Source organism: Exiguobacterium acetylicum DSM 20416 (assembly GCF_000702605.1).
Taxonomy (GTDB): domain Bacteria; phylum Bacillota; class Bacilli; order Exiguobacteriales; family Exiguobacteriaceae; genus Exiguobacterium_A; species Exiguobacterium_A acetylicum.
Genome location: NZ_JNIR01000001.1, coordinates 810,893 through 828,844, shown reverse-complemented (window position 1 = coordinate 828,844; position 17,952 = coordinate 810,893). Strand labels below are relative to the sequence as shown.

Below are 17,952 nucleotides of genomic sequence, written 5' to 3'. Positions count from 1 at the left end.
TGATATGGGGTACATATTAAGAGCTACCACTAAAGGAGGACACTTGAATGTCAGTTGTACAGGAAATGCTAGCCTTCAACGAGCGATTCGTCGCCGAAAAACAGTATGAGCAGTTCGTCTCGGATAAGTTCCCAGATAAAAAGGTCGTCATCCTGACGTGTATGGATGCCCGCTTGACGGAGCTCCTCCCACATGCACTTGGTCTTAAGAACGGGGATGCGAAAATCATCAAAAATGCCGGTGCTATCCTATCGCACCCATTCGGCTCCGTCATGCGCTCGATTCTCGTTGCGTTGTATGCTCTTGGCGCTGAAGAAGTCGTCGTCATCGGTCACCACGACTGTGGCATGAGCACAATTGATCCTAAACACATGATCAACGAGATGAAGGATCGAGGAATCGACCAACAGATTCTTCACACACTCGAAGTATCCGGTGTTGATTTGAATCAATGGTTGCGTGGTTTCACGTCGGTTCAAGAAAGCGTTGCTCACTCAGTCAGCCTCGTGAAGAACCATCCGTTATTGCCACCTGGGACGAACGTTCACGGACTCGTCATCGACCCGGCTACTGGTAAACTCGACATCGTCGATTGCTGATCACTCTTTATAGAAGAAACGCAAATAGACTCGCATATTCTATTCCGTCTTAAACTAAAGACAACGTGCCATATTTTCTCGTAACGGAGAAGGATGGCACGTTTTTCGTATGAATTATATTCAGTGATCAACACGCTTCTCACTTCATGCTCAGGGGTATAACAGAATATATCATCTTGTGGAGAGCTAATAAGCGTACCATTCATCTTTTGATTACGAGGTCAGACTTTTACTCTTGACAGCATTCCAACATGGCTGTAATATACTTTAGTATAGTACAGTGATAACAAAAGAAAGTGTGGTTTTACTGAATGATAAACGCCGTATTGTTTGCCGTCTTTTTACTGTTTATTTTAGCGATCTTCCGCGTCCACATCGTGCTCGCGATGGTCATCAGTGCGTTTGCCGGTGGTCTCGTCGGTGGTCTTGACCTGACTGCGACGACAAAAGCGTTCTCCGGTGGTCTTGGTGACGGGGCAGAAATCGCCCTGAGTTACGCGTTGCTCGGCGCGTTCGCTGTCGCCCTCTCGAAAACGGGCTTACCCGATGCACTCGCACATGCCTTGATTCAACGTTCGCGCGGTAATGCAAGTGCCTCATCGGTCAAAAAGTTAAAAGGATTCATCTTGTTTGCGATTCTGTTACTCGCGATCAGTTCACAAAACGTGTTGCCAATCCACATCGCATTCATTCCAATCATCATTCCGCCGCTCCTTGGTCTGTTTAATCAGTTGAAAATGGACCGTCGCCGGATTGCGATAATCATGACGTTTGGTCTTGTGACACCTTACATGTTCTTACCAGTTGGTTTCGGAGACATTTACCTCAATCAGATTCTACTAAAGAACTTGAAGGCAAATGGTCTTGATACAGCAGGAGCATCCGTCATCGAAGCGATGGCGATTCCGGCACTCGGGATGGTCGTCGGTCTCTTAATCGGTCTATACTCATATCGTAAAGAACGGACGTATGAGATGCGTGATATCGCTCCAGACGATTATGAAATCCCGGTCATCACGAAAACGAAGCTTGCCTTAAGCGGTATCGTCGTCATTGCGACTTTGATCGTTCAACTGCAGACCGGATCAATGATTCTCGCTGCAACAACTGGTTTAATCCTCTTCTTGTTGCTTCGTCTTGTTCGCTTCAGCGAAGCAGATGACGTCATTACACGCGGTATGCGCATGATGTCATTCATCGGTTTCGTCATGATCTCAGCGAACGGATTCTCGAACGTCTTGCGTAAGACGGGCGATATCGAGCCACTCGTCGAGAACTCAAAAGCATTGATGGGCGATTCCCAACTCGTTGCCGCCTTCGTCATGCTGTTGATCGGTCTTCTCGTCACGATGGGGATTGGTTCAAGTTTCTCAACCGTTCCAATCATTGCTGCCATCTTCGTTCCACTCTGTATCCAGTACGGATTCAGCTTAGAAGCGACGATTGCGATCATCGGTACAGCCGGTGCGCTCGGTGACGCGGGTAGTCCCGCATCAGACTCGACACTCGGGCCAACAAGTGGTCTAAATGCGGATGGTCAGCACGATCACATGCGTGAAACGGTCATTCCGACGTTCTTGCACTACAACATTCCATTGATCATCTTCGGTACGATCGCCGCGGTCGTATTATAAAAAGAAGACGGATTCGCCGTAATTGCGAATCCGTTTTTTGAATTGTCTCCGTTTTTTTCCTTTTCATTTCGCCGCTTGTTCTCTAAAATAAAGAAATGAACTGATACAAAGGAGTTGTCTAACGTGTTATCTCAAGTCGTCAACCAGATTTTACTTTCGCTTGCCGATCTCGGATATTTCGGCATCGCCCTCGGGTTGATGATTGAAATCATACCGAGTGAAATCGTCCTCTCTTATGGAGGATTCATGATTTCTCAAGGAACGATCGGCTGGCCGCTCGCCATCGTCGCTGCCGTCATCGGTGGATTATTCTCGCAATTATTCTTATATTGGTTCGCTCGTTACGGCGGTCGTCCCCTTATCCTGAAATACGGAAAGTATGTTTTAATCTCAGAGCATCACCTGGATTTAGCTGAGCGTTGGTTCTTGAAATATGGACAAGGTGTCATTTTTGGCGCTCGTTTTATTCCTGTCGTTCGTCATGCCATCTCGATTCCGGCTGGTCTTGCGAAGATGGACCAAACGAAGTTCTCTCTCTATACGGTGCTTGCCATCATCCCATGGTCGATCTTGTTCCTGTATCTTGGTGAAACGCTCGGAACGAACTGGCGTTCAATCAAGGAAGTCGCTGCACCGTACACGAACGGCGTTCTGATTGCTGCCGTCGTCTTGATCATCTTCTACGTCATCTACAAACGCCGTCAACGAACGGTTTGAACAACTAGCAGTCTGTCTGACGACGGACTGTTTTTTTAAACAAACAGGAGGTCCTGCCATGCTCACATCCCCGCTTGCCCATTTTCCACTCCGTCGTTTGACTGCATCCTATCGGTCGGGTCGTCCTGTCGCGACTGGGATCACCGTCGACGGACATATTTTGATCGTCGAAGAAACCCTCGACGAAGCACGCAATGAACACGTCCTTTCCATTCATCAATTAAAGGATGATTGGCGTAAGACGACGATCGTTAAAAAAAGCGAAATTGTTTTTTCGCTCGTCGATCGTTTTCCGGATGGACGTTTGTTACTCGTCGCTTCCCGTTGTGACGACGATGTAGATGGAACGTGGTTACCAAATGCCTTTGTCTATGATCCTCAAGGGAATTTACTAGACAGCTTTTGTTTAGACGATGGGATTCAGAATATGCAAATCGATGAACAAGGATGGATTTGGGTCAGTTATTTCGACGAAGGAATCTACGCTGATGCTGCAACTAGTTCGAATGGCGCATTTGGTCTCGTCGCTTTTGACGATACAGGTGTAGTCCAGTATAAGAATCGTCAATATCCAATCGATGATTGCTACGCCTTAAATGTCTGTTCGTCGAAGGAAGTCTGGTTTTTCTATTATTCCGATTTTCGCTTCATTCGTATCAATCAAGAGGACGATCTCGTTTGTGAGGCACCTACGATTGCCTTTTCTCAGTTCGCTCGGTACGACGATTTTCTGCTTGCTGCAAATTCTGATGAAGCACATTTACTTGAACGTAAAGGAACGCTTTTTGAGAGTATTCGTTCGATTCGATTCATGACAGAACAGGGAAATACCCTGTCAGGTGACCTTACAATGCGTAACGACTTGATCGTCTTAGCGACTTCAGAACACCTGTATTTCGGGAGACTCGGTCAGCGACTCGTCTCTCTCATAGCAGGCAAATGAAAACAGTTACAAAGTTGTTTCATAATCTTTTCACTTTTGAAAACCTTCAACCCAAATTTTCAAAAAGACTAGCGAGTCCTATCTGAGGATAGTATACTCAGCGTTATAGTTATTCGGACAAGTTGTCTGAACATTATGACGTCACAGAATTTTTTTGGGGGAAATGATGAGTTCGAATTTGAAACGCGATTTAACAGCACGACAGGTACAAATGATTGCACTCGGAGGAACAATCGGGGTCGGTTTGTTCCTTGGGGCATCAAGCACGATCGCTTGGACAGGACCATCGGTTTTGCTTGCGTACATGCTAGCAGGAGTCTTTATCTTTTTCATCATGCGTGCACTTGGTGAGATGGTCTACACCCATCCTCACAGTGGTTCGTACGCAAAGTTCGCAAACGACTATATCCATCCAGCTGCTGGTTTCTTGACAGCAAGTAGCAACATCTTCAACTGGGTCGTCGTCGGGATGAGTGAAGTCATCGCTGTCGGAACATACTTACGCTTCTGGTGGCCGGAACTACCGACTTGGATTCCAGGGGTCGTCGTCATCATTCTCTTGACGCTCGCGAACCTCGCTTCCGTCAAGATGTTCGGTGAACTCGAGTTCTGGTTCGCCTCAATCAAGGTGATAACGATTCTTCTGATGATCGTCGCCGGATTCGGCATCATCTTCTTTGGTCTAGGAAATGACGGAAACCCGGTCGGCTTCTCGAATCTGTGGGCGAACGGTGGATTCTTCACGAATGGTTTCACCGGCTTCTTCTTTGCCCTCTCGATCGTCTTCGCCTCTTACATCGGTGTTGAGTTGATTGGCGTGACAGCTGGAGAAACGAAAGATCCAGAGAAGAATATTACGAAGGCGATTAATGGTGTCGTCTGGCGGATTTTAATTTTCTACGTCGGATCGATCTTCATCATCGTCACGGTCTATCCATGGAACGAGTTGTCGGATCTCGGCAGTCCGTTCGTTGCGACATTCGCCAAGGTCGGTGTCACGATTGCTGCTGGGATCATCAACTTCGTCGTCATCACGGCCGCTTTATCCGGTTGTAACTCCGGGATATTCAGCGCAAGCCGGATGATCTATGCCTTGGCTGAAAAAGGACAAGTGCCGTCCTTCTTCTTAAAGGTCAACAAACGCGGCATTCCATTCTACACGGTCTTCGCAATTTCAATCGGGATTTTCTTCGGTGTCATTCTTGATATCACCTTGCCGCTCGTTCTCGGGAAGGATACGAACATCTTCGTTTATGTCTACAGTGCTTCGGTACTGCCAGGGATGGTACCGTGGTTCGCGATTTTAATCAGTCATATCCGGTATCGTAAACTCGAAAGCGAACGGACAGCCTCACATCCGTTCAAGATGCCAGGTGCACCGGTGACGAACTATCTGTCGATCGTCGCGCTGGTGACAGTGCTCGTCGGGATGTTGTTCAACGATGAGACACGTGTCTCAATCTTAATCGGAGTTGCTTTCTTGACCTTAAGTACGGTCTATTACATCGTAAAAGTACCGAAGATCGAAAAATAATGATATTTTATCTTCCTCTCATGACATCATGGGAGGATTTTTCGTGTTTTCCATTTTTATATTGACATTACATTTTTCCCATGATAGATAATCAAATGCGAACTAATATGCCTTAGAACGCTAAATCATTCATAATTTTTTTAATAAATATCGTATTTCATCTACTATTTTTCTAATAAACAGACTAATTTTCAGAATAAATAGTCTTTTTATTTTAAGTGTATTTTTATGTTTTGAGTTCGTTTGAACGGGAATATTCTCACCATACACATAATATTTCATGTGTAGAACAATCACGTTAAAACATTTTAACGACAGAAAGGAGAGGTGTAACATGAACGGATTCAATCGTTTCCTACTCGTCCTGATCGGCATTCTCGGTTTAGTCAGCGTCGGTCTTCTAGTACTCGGCGTCTATGATGTTCCACGACTCAGTCCTTTGATTGAACAGTGGCAAGATCAACAATGGTATAGCTACACGATTTTATCACTTGGTGGCTTCCTAGCATTCGTATTTGTCATTCTATTATTCACTGGACTATTCAGTCGTTCAAAAGGACAACGTCTCCTGATTCAAACCGGTGACGGGAATATCACAATCTCTAAGCAAACGATCGAACGAACGGCACTCGAGTCAATTCGCGGTATCAACGGCGTACGTTCGCCACGCGTCAACGCGGACATTCACTCGAAAAAAGAAACCGTCGCGTTAGAAGTTGACTGTTCCGTCTTTGGTCAAGAAGGTTTGCCGACAATCGGCAAAGACATTCAAGAACGCGCCAAACATGCAGTCGAATCGTTGCTTGAACTACCTGTCACAAAAACACGCGTCCGGATCAGTGACACGAAGACCAAAACATCTGAACGCGTCGTCTAAGATCCGAGAGGAGGAAGATCATGAAAACGAGCGAAGCACTTCGTCCGTATCGCTACCGTCTACTCGGCGGGCTAGTCGGACTGATCCTCGCCATCTTGTTCTTGACGATCGGTTTTGGACCGACGTTGTTGATCATCGTATTCGCAACAATCGGTTACTTGATCGGTCAGTGGCGGGATAACGCGCTCGATGTCGAAGGATGGATTCAGTTCTTTCAACGGGATTGAGCATACAGAAAATAAAAAATCATTCAACTCACATTAAAAGGAGAGATTTCTCATGGCTAACGAAATCAACACGAAACAAAACGAAAACGAAGTAGTACGCGAAAACAAACTCACATTCGAAGATCAAGTCATTAAAAAAATCGCTGGTATCGCATCAAATGATGTCAAAGGCATCCTCTCAATGAGCGGTGGCTTCATGAGTGGTTTGACAGATCGTTTCCGGAGCACGGAAGATATCGCAAAAGGCATCGACGCGGAAGTCGGCGAGCGCCAAGTCGCACTCGACCTAAAAGTCATCGTTGAGTACGGCAAAAACATCCCGTCGATCTTCCAAGATGCTGTAACGAAAATCAAAAAATCAGTCCATGATATGACAGGACTCGATGTCATTGAAATCAATATGCATGTCGAAGATGTCATGACACGTTCTGAGTTCGACGCAAAAAGTAAATCGTCGAAAGAAGAGGAAGAAAAACGCGATTTGAAATAAGACCGTCAACTAGATAGCCGCATGAAATGGACCCGTCTAAAAACGGGTCCATTTTTTACTTTTTCAATGCCCCACGTGCGTTCAACGCAGCAAAGATCACCATCGCGATGCTGAGAACAGCAGCGACGATCAAACCTTGCCAGTAAACCGACCAATCAATTTCTGGACGGGTTAACACACTACGCATGCCTTCCATGATATAGGTCGTTGGATTGATCGTCGCAGCAATCTTGAGCCACTCGGCTTCAATCAAGTCTTTCGGTACGAACGTCGTCGACAGGAAAATCAACGGGAAGAATAAGAGCGTTCCGGCTTGAGCGGCTTGCGCATTCCGCGTCTTCAAAGCGACACCGACCGAATAACCGGCAAAGGCGAGTCCAAATCCGAGCGCGAGTACGATCGTCAAGAAAAAGCCACTGACACCGACTGGGATCGATAGACCAAGCAAAAAGGCCATCCCGAAGATGAGTAACGTTTGAACGAATAATTGCAGCATCCCGGCAAGCATCGGGCCGAGGACGATTGCTGTTCGCGAGACTGGTGTCAATAAGAGTCGTGCAAAATAACCACTCTCGATATCCTTGACGAGCGCTTGACCGGCCCCCCCTGCTCCACCAACAGCACCCGAGACGATTGAAACTGGGAGAATGAAGTTCAAATAATCGACGCCGTCGAACTGCGGTAAATTCGAGATTCCGGACAAACCACTCGTGTAGACGAGCAGGAAAAAGACACTGATGATCAAGTTCGGAATGAAGGAAAACGGATTACGTAACGTGACGAGTAGACTTCGCCGCATCAAAAACCACGTTTCTCGAATCATGTCACGACTCCTCCTTATAGGCTTGTCCGGTTAAACGAATAAAGACATCATCGAGTGACGGTTGTTTGACAACCAGTGACGTCGCAATCATCTTCCGTTCGTCAAGAAAGCGGACAACAGCGCGTAATGTCTCCGTTCCATGTGAAGGAATGACCAGTTGACCTTTTTCCTGACGTCCTTTAAACGTTTCTAAGACAATCCGCTCGTCCTCTTTTTCAGCAAGTGTCAACTCAATCCGTTCCTCTCCGTTTGCTGCCTTCAGCTCAGCTGCCGTTCCTTCCGCAATCAGTTGCCCTTCGTTGATGATGGCAATTCGGTCCGCCAACTGATCGGCTTCTTCCAAGTACTGTGTCGTCAAAAAGATCGTCGTGCTGAACTCTTCGTTTAATCGCCGGACCTCGTTCCAGATTTGTACACGACTCGCGGGGTCAAGCCCAGTCGTTGGTTCATCGAGAAACAGAACGGTTGGTTGATGGACGAGCGTCAAGGCGAGATCAAGCCGTCGTTTCATCCCACCGGAGTAAGTGCCCGAACGGCGCTTCCCATCTTGATCGAGTCCGACGAGTCGCAGCAATTCCCCTGCCCGTGTTTTTGCTTCCGTCTGACTTAATCCGAATAATTTTCCTTGTAGGACGAGTAATTCAAGTCCGGTCAAGTCTTCATCGATGCCGGTATCTTGTAAGGCGACCCCAATTTGCAACCGAACCTGTTTTTCCTGTTTGACGACATCAAATTCCTGAATCGTCGCCCGACCACCGGAAATTGGAATCAATGTCGTCAGCATCTGGACGGTCGTCGACTTCCCTGCCCCGTTCGGTCCTAGAAAAGCGAAGATTTCCCCGGCTTGCACGTCGAACGAAATCCCTTTGACGACATCCTTCCCATCGTACGTCTTCGTCAAGTTCTCGACATGAATCATCTTCATTCCTTCTTTCTCTGAATTCAAAGTCATGTCCAAGATTTTCCCGTTTTTTCTGTTCTCGAATCAAAAAAAAGACACCTGATTCGGTGCCTAAATTCAAGCTCTAACGATTACGCTACAATCTGATACACACCGTACACGACACCCGCGGATACCACGAGCGTCGTGACGATCGACACCATCATCATCGTTAATCCGATTCCCTTTAATCGAACGGTTCGCGCTAACGCGAGACTAAACGATAGTACCGCACCACTCGCAAGTACAATCGCCCCTCCTAATAACAACGTAGTGCTGATCCATGACTCTCCGATGACAATCCATCCGTAAGTGATACAGGCAAAAAGAACGGTCATGATAAGCCATTGTTTGGATGTTCCCTTATTCAACATATCGATTCCTCCTGATTTGCTTATATGTTACTTGTTCGCCCTTTCCCATTAGATTCCTGTTACGAAAAAATCGTGCCTCCTGTTATACGGAGACACGATCCACTTACGACGCTACTTGCCATTTTTCTTTTAATTGCTCCATCTCTTCTTGACCTTCGTGCGATTGCATCCAGAGATTGAAAACATCGACGACGTCCCCTTCCGACTCTCGAACGAGGTAACTCTTCTCCGCCGGAATCCATTTTTCTTGAATTCTTGGTGCCGCGAGTCGTTTGTCGAGCGCTTCATAATGAATCGCCTCGACCGTATCGGTGATCATGACATCGACTTCACCTGAGGCAACCGCGTGCGGGATATCGAGGTTTTGTTCATACATGACGATATTCGCCTTCGTGAACGTCTTACGGACGAATTGTTCATTCGTTCCACCTGGATTTAGACCAATCGTCACGTCTGGACGATTGATTTGTTCGATTGAAGCAAGACGTTTAGCATCTTCTTTACGGACGAGCGGTGTCTTTTGGAATGATAGGTAACTCGATGTGAAGTCGCCGATGATCTCGCGCTCGATGTTCTTCGTCACGCCCCCGACGACCATATCGAATTTCCCGCTAGCAAGATCAGCAGATAGCGTGGGCCATGTCGTCGGGACGAACTCGACATCGATACCGGTCGTCTTCGCGAAAGAACGGATCACTTCGATATCGAATCCTTCGTACTCGTTCGTCTTCCGGTTCAAGTACGTGAATGGTTTGTAATCCCCAGTCGTTCCGACGACGATTTTTTTCGTCGCAAAGACGTTCTTCGCTTGTACTCGTCGTGGTTGCTCCGTTTGCCATAGCGTCAGTAAGCTCGCAAACAAGACGCCACCTCCGACGACGATCCATCCCCATTTACTCATATGCTCCCGCTCCTTTCGCTCCGACCGTCTCACGTGTCGAGACTATGTTCCATTTTTTCTTCAATTTTTGAACTTGTTCTTGCCCCTCTGCACTTTCAATCCAGACCCGGAAGACATCTCCAAGCTGTTTTTGATCCGGTTGCATCAAATACGCCATCTCGGCTGGTTCCCATGCCTCTGTTAGTTTCGGCACCGCAAGATCGAGTTCTGTCGCGTAATGCAACGCCTCGATGTCGTCCGTCACCATGACATCGACTTGTCCGCTTTTTACGGCTTTCGGAATGTCCAAGTTGTTCTCAAAGACGGTCACATCTGCCTTCGGAAAATGCTTCTTCACGAACGCTTCGTTCGTGCCACCCGGATTGACACCGATTTTGACTGCTGGATTATTGATTGCAGCGAGCGAATTCAAGCGTTCGACATCTTTCTTCTTTACGAGCGGTGCTTTTTGAAAGGAGAAATACGACGATGTAAAGTCTCCGATGACCTCGCGCTCGACTTTCTTCGTGATGCCACCGACAGCGATATCAAACTTTCCTGATTTCGTATCCTCTGATAATGTCGGCCATGTCGTCTTGACGAACGTCACATCAAGATTTGCTGCTTTGGCGAACGCTTGGATGACATCGATATCAAAGCCTTGATAACGATTCCGTTCCTCGTTCCAGTATGTAAAGGGCTTATAATCCCCCGTCGTCCCGACGACCAGCTTGTGGTCTTCGAAGATCTCATGTGCTTCGGCATCCGTCTGTTGATTCCAAATCATCCAAGCGGCAACGCCTGTCAAAACAAGTCCTGCCAGTAGCCATGGTTTCTTTCTCATCGTATCTCTCCTTTCTGTTTCGTCGTTGCCCATTCACCGAATATTGCTACAATTTAACCCAAATGATTTTCGGTGTGGGTAATAGTCATTATCCTACCACACTTACACGTGATTTCAAGATAATTTGATGATTTTATGCATAAAAGCGTTAAAAAGATGTTTTGATGACGGTTGCAGTTCTACAAGTCGTCTTTCTTTACAGAATCCCCCCGTCTTTTCCATACTGAAACAGAATCATCAAATCGCGATTGGAGGAATGGAACATGAGTCAGATTTTCATCATTGGTGCAAATGGTAAAGTAGGTCGTCACGCTGCTCGCTTACTGCAGGATTCGGAGCACGATGTCAAAGTAGGATTACGTTCCAAGGACCAGTTCAGTGATTTTGAGAAATTAGGTCATACCCCGGTCCATCTCGATCTTGAAGCGGACGTCGCGACGATCACCGATACATTACAAGGATCAGATGTCGTCATCTTTACCGCAGGATCAGGTGGTCACACGGGAGCCGACAAGACGATGCTAATCGACTTCGACGGTGCCGTCAAAGCGATTGAAGCAGCAGAAGCAATCAATGCAAAACAGTTCATCATGGTCAGTGCCTTGAATGCCGATTCGCCGGAAACATGGTCCGACAGCATGAAGCCGTATTACATCGCAAAACGTTATGCGGATCGTGTCCTGAAGGAATCGTCACTCAACTACACGATTCTTCGCCCAGGCGGACTATCGGATGAAGCCGGAACAGGCAACGTCACGACGGATCCGTCCGAGCAAGCGACTAAAAAAATTCCACGTGAGGACGTCGCCCGTGTCATTTTAGCTGCGCTCGGTCACGACAACGCCTCGAAGCAAGTCGTCACATTGCTTGAAGGTGACACACCAATTAACGAGTTGTTCTAATACAAAAGCTCACGTCTCAATCTCTGAGACGTGAGCTTTTTCGATGAAATCGATTATTGGTAGAGTTGCAGATACATCGTCCGCATCGTTTCAGCAATAACCGGTAAGGAAGCTGGAATGTCGATCCAGCGCCGACTATCGTAATCAAAGTAGAGCCCTTCCGTACGCATCTTCTCTTTTGTATTGATCTCATCGAACTCAAGAAACATATCCAGCTCATCATCCGCGTTCTGAAAGTCGTCCCACGGTCCAGGACCAAAATAAAAGAGTAGTCCTTCCGCATCGTAGCCAGCAAGCTCGTTCATTGCCCGTTCCAAATACGCTTCAGACTTGGCAGATGTCCTGACGGAGTCAGCGAGTGTTTGATGAATTCCAAATGCGTTTCCACTCATTAAGTGACGTTGCTGAGCCCATTCCCAGATGTTTTTCCAGCGTTGTATGAAAATATTAAACCGATATGCTTGTGTTGCTTCATCCCGTTCTCGCACGTCATATGACCAGGAAATCTTTTCTCCACTGATCCACATGCTTACGTGAAAGTTTCCCTCCCGCGCTTCATCATCTTGTAAAGAAGACCAATCTGATTGTTGTTGCTCAAGATACGTGAAAAGTGAAAATCGTTCTCCCGCTTTTTTTTCAAACTCAAATTCAAATCGCTCGATACGGTTCAAAATATCTTCCTCTCTTTATCTCATTCGATCACAAAGTCGATTCCAATCGGTCCTTCCACCGGAATCTCGTGAAGCAACTCATACTTTTGATTCGTAATGAGCAGTTTCCCTTTATCCGGTTTTTCAGGGTCAAATTCGATGAAATATGATTTTTTCGTCTCGGGATGAATATATACGTACTTGTACCGTTTATCGGCTTTCCAAAACTTCGGTTTGATTTCCTGAACCGAGAACGATTGTCCGAACGTCCATTTAACTAGAATTTGATGATCCGCATCTAGGTTATTCTGTGAGAATTGCTGAACGACTTGAATCCCTTGTGTTGCATCAATCATTCGAATCGGATCAGTACTATCAAAATTCGTATTCTGAAGAAACGGATAATACCGCTCGGTTTGTTCACCTGCCTCATTGATCCGAATCATCCAACCATCTGTACTAGCGAAGTATGCCGTATCGTCCTTCCCATAAAGGGCTGAATATGCATAAGGTTCTTCCTTGTTACGGTACACGATTGGTTTTTCAGTCTGTTTATTCATGAAAATCATCGCTGCTTTTTCTTCTTGTTCATCTTCACTACCAGCACTGGCATAAGCTAGATGATGCTCTAGGTCAATCATCATCGAATTTCCTGGTTCGAAGCGCGCAGGCGTCTCATAGTTTTCTTTTGTATCAAAATTAGAAAAGGTGTGCGAGAATCCTGTTCCTTGAGACGATCGTTGCGTACCGGTTTTGTATGAATTCAACGTCTTGAACCATGTATCCGTTCCAAAATGTTTGATGGATTCTATCATGGGATCGTGCTTGAAATACGTCACATGATGTTGAACAAACCGTCGCTTTGTAAAATCGAATGTATAAAAATAATTCGGATAGCCTTGCACTGATGCATACAACACATTCGGCGTACTCAGTTTTTGCACAAGCGTCATGTTCGTAAAACGTGGATCATGGACCTGTCGTTCGCTTACTACCTTTCCTTTCATGTTGATCGTGACAATCGAACTATAGGCAAGTTCAGGATCATTCGTTTTCCCTTGCCCCTGTCCTGGATAGACCAACATCACGGTGTCTTGTTGAGGACTAAAATCGATGGCTGTAATCGAAGAACGTGGTAGGACAGTTGCGTTTGTGCGACCCTGTTGCACTTTCATCCAGGTCGCTAAAAGGATACTTCCACTGACAAAAAACACTAGACTAAAAAAAATCCACTTTTTACGGATAGACTTATCCATTCGATTCATGACCCCTTGACTTGTTGATTTAAACAATTTCTTCTACCTAGTTATACACTGTTAGATCGATGTAGTACGTCTTTCTTACAACACTGTTAGACGAATTGACCAACTTTACAACATCCTCCTGAACTCTAACGACTAAAAAAATTCCTCACGTTTCATTTAGAGACGTGAGGAATTTTGAAATCAGGTTATATGCGTTTAATCCTGCTCCGCGATGGCACGCAATCCACGTAACGTTTGAATTTTACGTTCGTGGCGTTGCATCACGAATGAGAGACCCGTCACGATCGCGAGATTGAACCAGATCATCGTGTCGGTAGTCGGATTAAACAAATTAATGAGTACTGCAATGATGTTCACGAAAAAAACGACTTTATAGAGTTGCAAAATTCGATGTTCGTGATGGATCTGTGAATCAAAGTCCGAGTACAAATGAAATGGTTCATCCGAGGTCCGTTTTCTTAAGAAGACCCAGCGGAACGATGTATCCACGACTTCGATGCCCATCTCTTCCAAAAACGCAAAGTAATCCTGCGACTTCGGATGCTTTGACATGTTTTCTAATAACTCGATTCGATACGTGTACATACCAGGTTCACCTTTGATGAATACATAATGTCCGAGTCGAAACTGCTGTAAGTACCAGCCGTTGTTTGCCATCTCGTTTAACCACACTTCTTCTTTTGCATAATCAGCGTAAAAGCGATAGACCGTTTTACTACTCACCTTGATCCACTCCCATCGTTTCTTGTCCATGTCGCACGAGTTCTTTTAATCGATCTAGCTCTACCTGTAATCTCTCCCGCCCCTGATTCGTCATGATGTACTCTTTCTTTCGCCCTGCTTCTTGCTCGATCGCTTCAATCCACCCTTTATCGACCAGACTGCTGAGTGCGCCGTACAACGTACCAGCAGCTAACTTGACACGATCATTGCTCAACTCCTGGACGAATTGCATGATGCCATAGCCATGACGGGGTTGTTGAAGCGACAGTAAAATATAATAGACAGCCTCAGTTAATGCCGTCTCTTGGATTGTCCGTGCCATTTTCTCACTTCCTTATTCCGTCTTCCGTTATATCGTCTACCGATATACTAAAAATATCCTATTTCTAACAATTTGACAACAAAAAAACGTGATGATCCCTAAGTAAATAGGATCATCACGCTATATTGTTCGATTTTATGAAAAACATTTTTTAATATGTTGATAGTTCTTGTTGCCACCTGATAAGTTGCATACATCCGTAAATCCAAGGTTTTTCAAGACGTTTTGCGCAGCATTCCCCGTCACGCCTTTGTTGCAGTAGACGATCGTCGGTAACGTCGGATCCAATTCCTTCGCGCGTGTCCGCAGTTCACCAAGTGGAATATGGATCGCTCCGTCGACATGATTTTTCTCGAATTGTGCTTTCGAGCGTGTATCAATGATTTGGAACGACTTCCCACTCGCGACTTGGTCAATTAATTCGTTCGGTGTCATCAAACGCGCTGTTTTTTTGATGGCATTATCGAGTGCCATTCCCGTATAGAGAACGGGATCCTTCGTCGTCGCGAACGGTGGAGCGTAAGCTAAATCGAGATGGAATAAATCCTCTGCCTTCGCTTTAAAGGTGATCGCCGTCGCTAGGACATCAATCCGTTTGTCGACACCTTGCGGACCAACGATCTGGGCTCCGAGGACTCGCCCTGTTGCCCGATCGGCAATCGCTTTGATCGTCATCTCTTTCCCACCCATGTATTCCGGACGATCTGGTTTGATGTTATGCAAGACTTCGATGTCATACCCTGACTCACGCGCTTCTTTTTCCGTCAAACCCGTCTGAGCGACAGTCAAATCGAACGCCTTGAAGATACCCGTCCCTAAGATACCACGGTGCTCCGCTTCCTCACCCGTAATGACCATGCCGGCAATCCGTCCCATCTTGTTCGCTGTTGAACCAAGCGGACGATAAAGTGCTTCACCCGTGATGACGGAGAAACTCTCTGCGACATCGCCGACTGCGTAGACATCGGCTACATTCGTCTGCATGTGACGGTTGACTGCAATCGCTCCTGTTTTACCAAGCTCTACGCCGATCTGCTTCGCAAGACCCGTGTTCGGCTTGACGCCAACAGATAAAATGACGAGATCCGTCTCGATCGTTTTTCCACTCTCAAGCGCGACCTCAGAAATACGTTCTTCTCCGTTGAACGCTGTCACGGATTCGCCAAGCAAGAGGGATACCCCTTTATCTTTCAAGTGATCCGCTACGCGTTCTGCCATATCGCGATCAAGTGGCGGCATGACTTGCGGCAAACGTTCGACGAGCGTGACTTGAATGCCCCGATACGTCAATTGCTCTGCCATCTCGAGTCCGATGAATCCTCCGCCGACAATCGTTGCTGTCTTCGGATCGTGAGCATCAATGTAGGACCGGATCGCGTCGGCATTGCGGACATTTCGAACCGTAAAGACATTCTCATGTTCAACGCCTGGAAGTGGTGGAATGATACTTGAAGCACCGGTTGCCAGCACTAACGTATCATACGTGTCCGTGAAACGATCCCCTGTCAGGAGATTGACGATCGTCGCCGTTTTTGTCGCATGATCAATCGATTCGACTTCGTGTTGTGTATGAATATCGATGTTATATCGTTTTTTAAAGAAAGCGGCATCGCGCGGTGTCAATTCGTCGATGTCAGCGATCTCCCCACCGACGAAGTAGGGAATCCCACAACCTGAATACGAGATGTCCTGATCCCGATCATAAATCGTAATTTGCAACTCTTCACTGTTACGACGTGCTTTTGCTCCTACTGATGTTCCCGCAGCAACTGAACCAATAATCATCAATTTCATCTCTAGTTCCTCCTTAAAAATCAATAAAGTATCAAGCTGATATACAAGCCAAGCAATGTGATGGCAAGTGTCGGGATCGTCAGAATCGTTCCGATTTTAAAGTATTGACCCCAACCAATCTTCACGCCTTTCGTCCGAAGCACGTGTAACCAAAGTAATGTCGCTAAACTACCAATCGGCGTGATCTTCGGTCCAAGATCAGATCCGATGACGTTCGCATAGATGAGCGCTTCTCGAATCGTTCCAGTCGCCTGGCTCAAATCGATCGCAAGGGCATCGATCATGACGGTCGGCATGTTATTCATGATCGACGACAAGATGGCAGCCAAGAAGCCCATACCAAATGTCGCGGCTGCTAAATTCGTCGCAAAGCCATCAATGATGTCAGCGAGAACTTGTGTCAATCCTGCATTTTGAAGTCCGTAGACGACGATGTACATTCCAAGTGAGAAGAAGACGATCGCCCACGGTGCACCACCGATGACCTTTTTCGTCGGTACGCTCGGTGAACGACGTGCCATCAATAAGAAGAACAAGGCGATGATTCCAGCGACAAGACTGACTGGAATGCCGATGACGTCACTCGTAAAGTATCCGACGACAAGCAAGATGAGTACGAACCAAGATAACTTGAACATCCGTTGATCCTTGATCGCTGTCGCGGGTACGACGAGCTGCCCGACATCATAATTCTTAGGAATACTCTTTCGGAAATAGAGATACAAGACGATCAGACTGCCTACGACAGAAAAGAGATTGACGAATACCATCCGTGACGCATACTCCGTAAAACCGATATTAAAGAAGTCTGCTGAGACGATGTTGACGAGGTTCGAGACGACGAACGGTAAACTGGCCGTATCGGCAATGAATCCGGAAGCAAACACGTAGGCTAACACGACATAATCCGGAAGTTTCAAGTGACGAACCATCGCGAGGACGATCGGTGTCAGGATCAAGGCTGCCCCATCGTTCGCAAATAAAGCCGCAACGACAGCACCGAGCAATGTCATATATACGAATAGTTTGACACCACCACCTCGTGCGATGCGTGCCATGTGGAGTGCCGCCCATTCGAAGAATCCGATCTCATCAAGAATCAGTGAGATAATGATCAGAGCGATGAACGTAAAGGTGGCATTCCAGATGATGCCCCAGACAGTCGAAACATCATCGAGATTGACGACTCCCGTCAATAGCGCAACGAGCGCCATCCCCATCGCGGAGTAACCGATGCCGAGTCCTTTCGGTTGTTTGATGATTAAGAATAAGGTGATCAGAAAAATTCCGATCGCTAGTAAATGTGTACCGGTCAATGCGTTCACTTCATTTCTGTATTAAATTTCGAGTGGTTCTATTAACGATTCGCCATCCTTGAACGTGTGCCATCAAGAATGGAATATCGTCTCGATTC

General features: G+C 46.5%; 20 protein-coding genes. 9 read left to right on the top strand and 11 right to left on the bottom strand.

What is annotated here, in order from left to right:
* Positions 1-47 precede the first annotated feature (47 nt).
* The 8 genes from P401_RS0104250 (at position 48) to P401_RS0104210 (ending at position 7,021) form a co-directional block, all read left to right on the top strand.
* Positions 48-599: a beta-class carbonic anhydrase gene (locus P401_RS0104250; RefSeq protein ID WP_029341367.1), complete on the top strand. Its 552-nt coding sequence runs from the start codon at positions 48-50 to the stop codon at positions 597-599.
* A gap of 314 nt (positions 600-913) precedes the next feature.
* Positions 914-2,233 (top strand): Na+/H+ antiporter family protein, encoded by a 1,320-nt coding sequence (locus P401_RS0104245; RefSeq protein WP_029341366.1) that lies wholly within the window; start codon positions 914-916, stop codon positions 2,231-2,233.
* A gap of 123 nt (positions 2,234-2,356) precedes the next feature.
* Positions 2,357-2,950, top strand: a complete 594-nt coding sequence (gene uptA, locus P401_RS0104240) for an undecaprenyl phosphate transporter UptA (protein WP_023467894.1) — start codon at positions 2,357-2,359, stop codon at positions 2,948-2,950.
* A 58-nt stretch (positions 2,951-3,008) separates the two neighbouring features.
* A complete protein-coding gene (locus P401_RS18010; RefSeq protein ID WP_051656239.1) occupies positions 3,009-3,893 on the top strand; it encodes a hypothetical protein in 885 nt (294 codons plus the stop codon).
* A gap of 163 nt (positions 3,894-4,056) precedes the next feature.
* Positions 4,057-5,427, top strand: a complete 1,371-nt coding sequence (locus P401_RS0104230) for an amino acid permease (protein ID WP_029341364.1) — start codon at positions 4,057-4,059, stop codon at positions 5,425-5,427.
* A 334-nt stretch (positions 5,428-5,761) separates the two neighbouring features.
* The gene (gene amaP, locus P401_RS0104220; RefSeq protein ID WP_029341362.1) at positions 5,762-6,304 is read left to right on the top strand and encodes an alkaline shock response membrane anchor protein AmaP; all 543 of its coding nucleotides are present in this window, start codon (positions 5,762-5,764) and stop codon (positions 6,302-6,304) included.
* A gap of 20 nt (positions 6,305-6,324) precedes the next feature.
* Positions 6,325-6,531, top strand: coding sequence for a DUF2273 domain-containing protein (locus P401_RS0104215; protein ID WP_029341361.1), 207 nt, complete (start codon positions 6,325-6,327; stop codon positions 6,529-6,531).
* 52 nt (positions 6,532-6,583) lie between these two features.
* Positions 6,584-7,021, top strand: coding sequence for an Asp23/Gls24 family envelope stress response protein (locus P401_RS0104210; RefSeq protein WP_029341360.1), 438 nt, complete (start codon positions 6,584-6,586; stop codon positions 7,019-7,021).
* A 55-nt stretch (positions 7,022-7,076) separates the two neighbouring features.
* Here P401_RS0104210 and P401_RS0104205 read toward each other — a convergent pair whose 3' ends face one another.
* From P401_RS0104205 to P401_RS0104185, 5 genes are all read right to left on the bottom strand, one after another.
* Positions 7,077-7,844, bottom strand: a complete 768-nt coding sequence (locus P401_RS0104205) for an ABC transporter permease (RefSeq protein WP_029341359.1) — start codon at positions 7,842-7,844, stop codon at positions 7,077-7,079.
* A 1-nt stretch (position 7,845) separates the two neighbouring features.
* Entirely contained in the window at positions 7,846-8,769 is a 924-nt protein-coding gene (locus P401_RS0104200) for a daunorubicin resistance protein DrrA family ABC transporter ATP-binding protein (protein ID WP_034786222.1), read from the bottom strand.
* A 107-nt stretch (positions 8,770-8,876) separates the two neighbouring features.
* Positions 8,877-9,158, bottom strand: coding sequence for a hypothetical protein (locus P401_RS0104195; protein WP_029341357.1), 282 nt, complete (start codon positions 9,156-9,158; stop codon positions 8,877-8,879).
* 103 nt (positions 9,159-9,261) lie between these two features.
* Positions 9,262-10,059, bottom strand: coding sequence for a transporter substrate-binding domain-containing protein (locus P401_RS0104190; protein ID WP_029341356.1), 798 nt, complete (start codon positions 10,057-10,059; stop codon positions 9,262-9,264).
* Complete coding sequence (locus P401_RS0104185; protein WP_029341355.1) at positions 10,052-10,882, bottom strand: transporter substrate-binding domain-containing protein; 831 nt, start codon at positions 10,880-10,882, stop codon at positions 10,052-10,054. Before P401_RS0104185 ends, P401_RS0104190 begins: the two co-directional genes overlap by 8 nt.
* Positions 10,883-11,145: 263 nt before the next feature.
* On the opposite strand from P401_RS0104185, the gene P401_RS0104180 reads away from it, so the two are divergent.
* Complete coding sequence (locus P401_RS0104180; protein WP_029341354.1) at positions 11,146-11,784, top strand: SDR family oxidoreductase; 639 nt, start codon at positions 11,146-11,148, stop codon at positions 11,782-11,784.
* Positions 11,785-11,837: 53 nt separating this feature from the next.
* On the opposite strand, the gene P401_RS0104175 is transcribed toward P401_RS0104180, so the two are convergent.
* From P401_RS0104175 to P401_RS0104150, 6 genes are all read right to left on the bottom strand, one after another.
* A complete protein-coding gene (locus P401_RS0104175; RefSeq protein ID WP_029341353.1) occupies positions 11,838-12,455 on the bottom strand; it encodes a hypothetical protein in 618 nt (205 codons plus the stop codon).
* A 20-nt stretch (positions 12,456-12,475) separates the two neighbouring features.
* Positions 12,476-13,609: a hypothetical protein gene (locus tag P401_RS0104170; RefSeq protein WP_148662011.1), complete on the bottom strand. Its 1,134-nt coding sequence runs from the start codon at positions 13,607-13,609 to the stop codon at positions 12,476-12,478.
* A gap of 285 nt (positions 13,610-13,894) precedes the next feature.
* Complete coding sequence (locus tag P401_RS0104165; protein WP_051656238.1) at positions 13,895-14,422, bottom strand: DUF2812 domain-containing protein; 528 nt, start codon at positions 14,420-14,422, stop codon at positions 13,895-13,897.
* Positions 14,415-14,744, bottom strand: coding sequence for a PadR family transcriptional regulator (locus P401_RS0104160; RefSeq protein ID WP_029341350.1), 330 nt, complete (start codon positions 14,742-14,744; stop codon positions 14,415-14,417). The genes P401_RS0104165 and P401_RS0104160 overlap by 8 nt, the downstream gene beginning before the upstream one ends.
* Before the next feature lie 135 nt (positions 14,745-14,879).
* Entirely contained in the window at positions 14,880-16,538 is a 1,659-nt protein-coding gene (locus P401_RS0104155; RefSeq protein WP_029341349.1) for an FAD-dependent oxidoreductase, read from the bottom strand.
* A gap of 20 nt (positions 16,539-16,558) precedes the next feature.
* Positions 16,559-17,863, bottom strand: coding sequence for an arsenic transporter (locus P401_RS0104150; RefSeq protein ID WP_029341348.1), 1,305 nt, complete (start codon positions 17,861-17,863; stop codon positions 16,559-16,561).
* Positions 17,864-17,952: the final 89 nt, after the last annotated feature.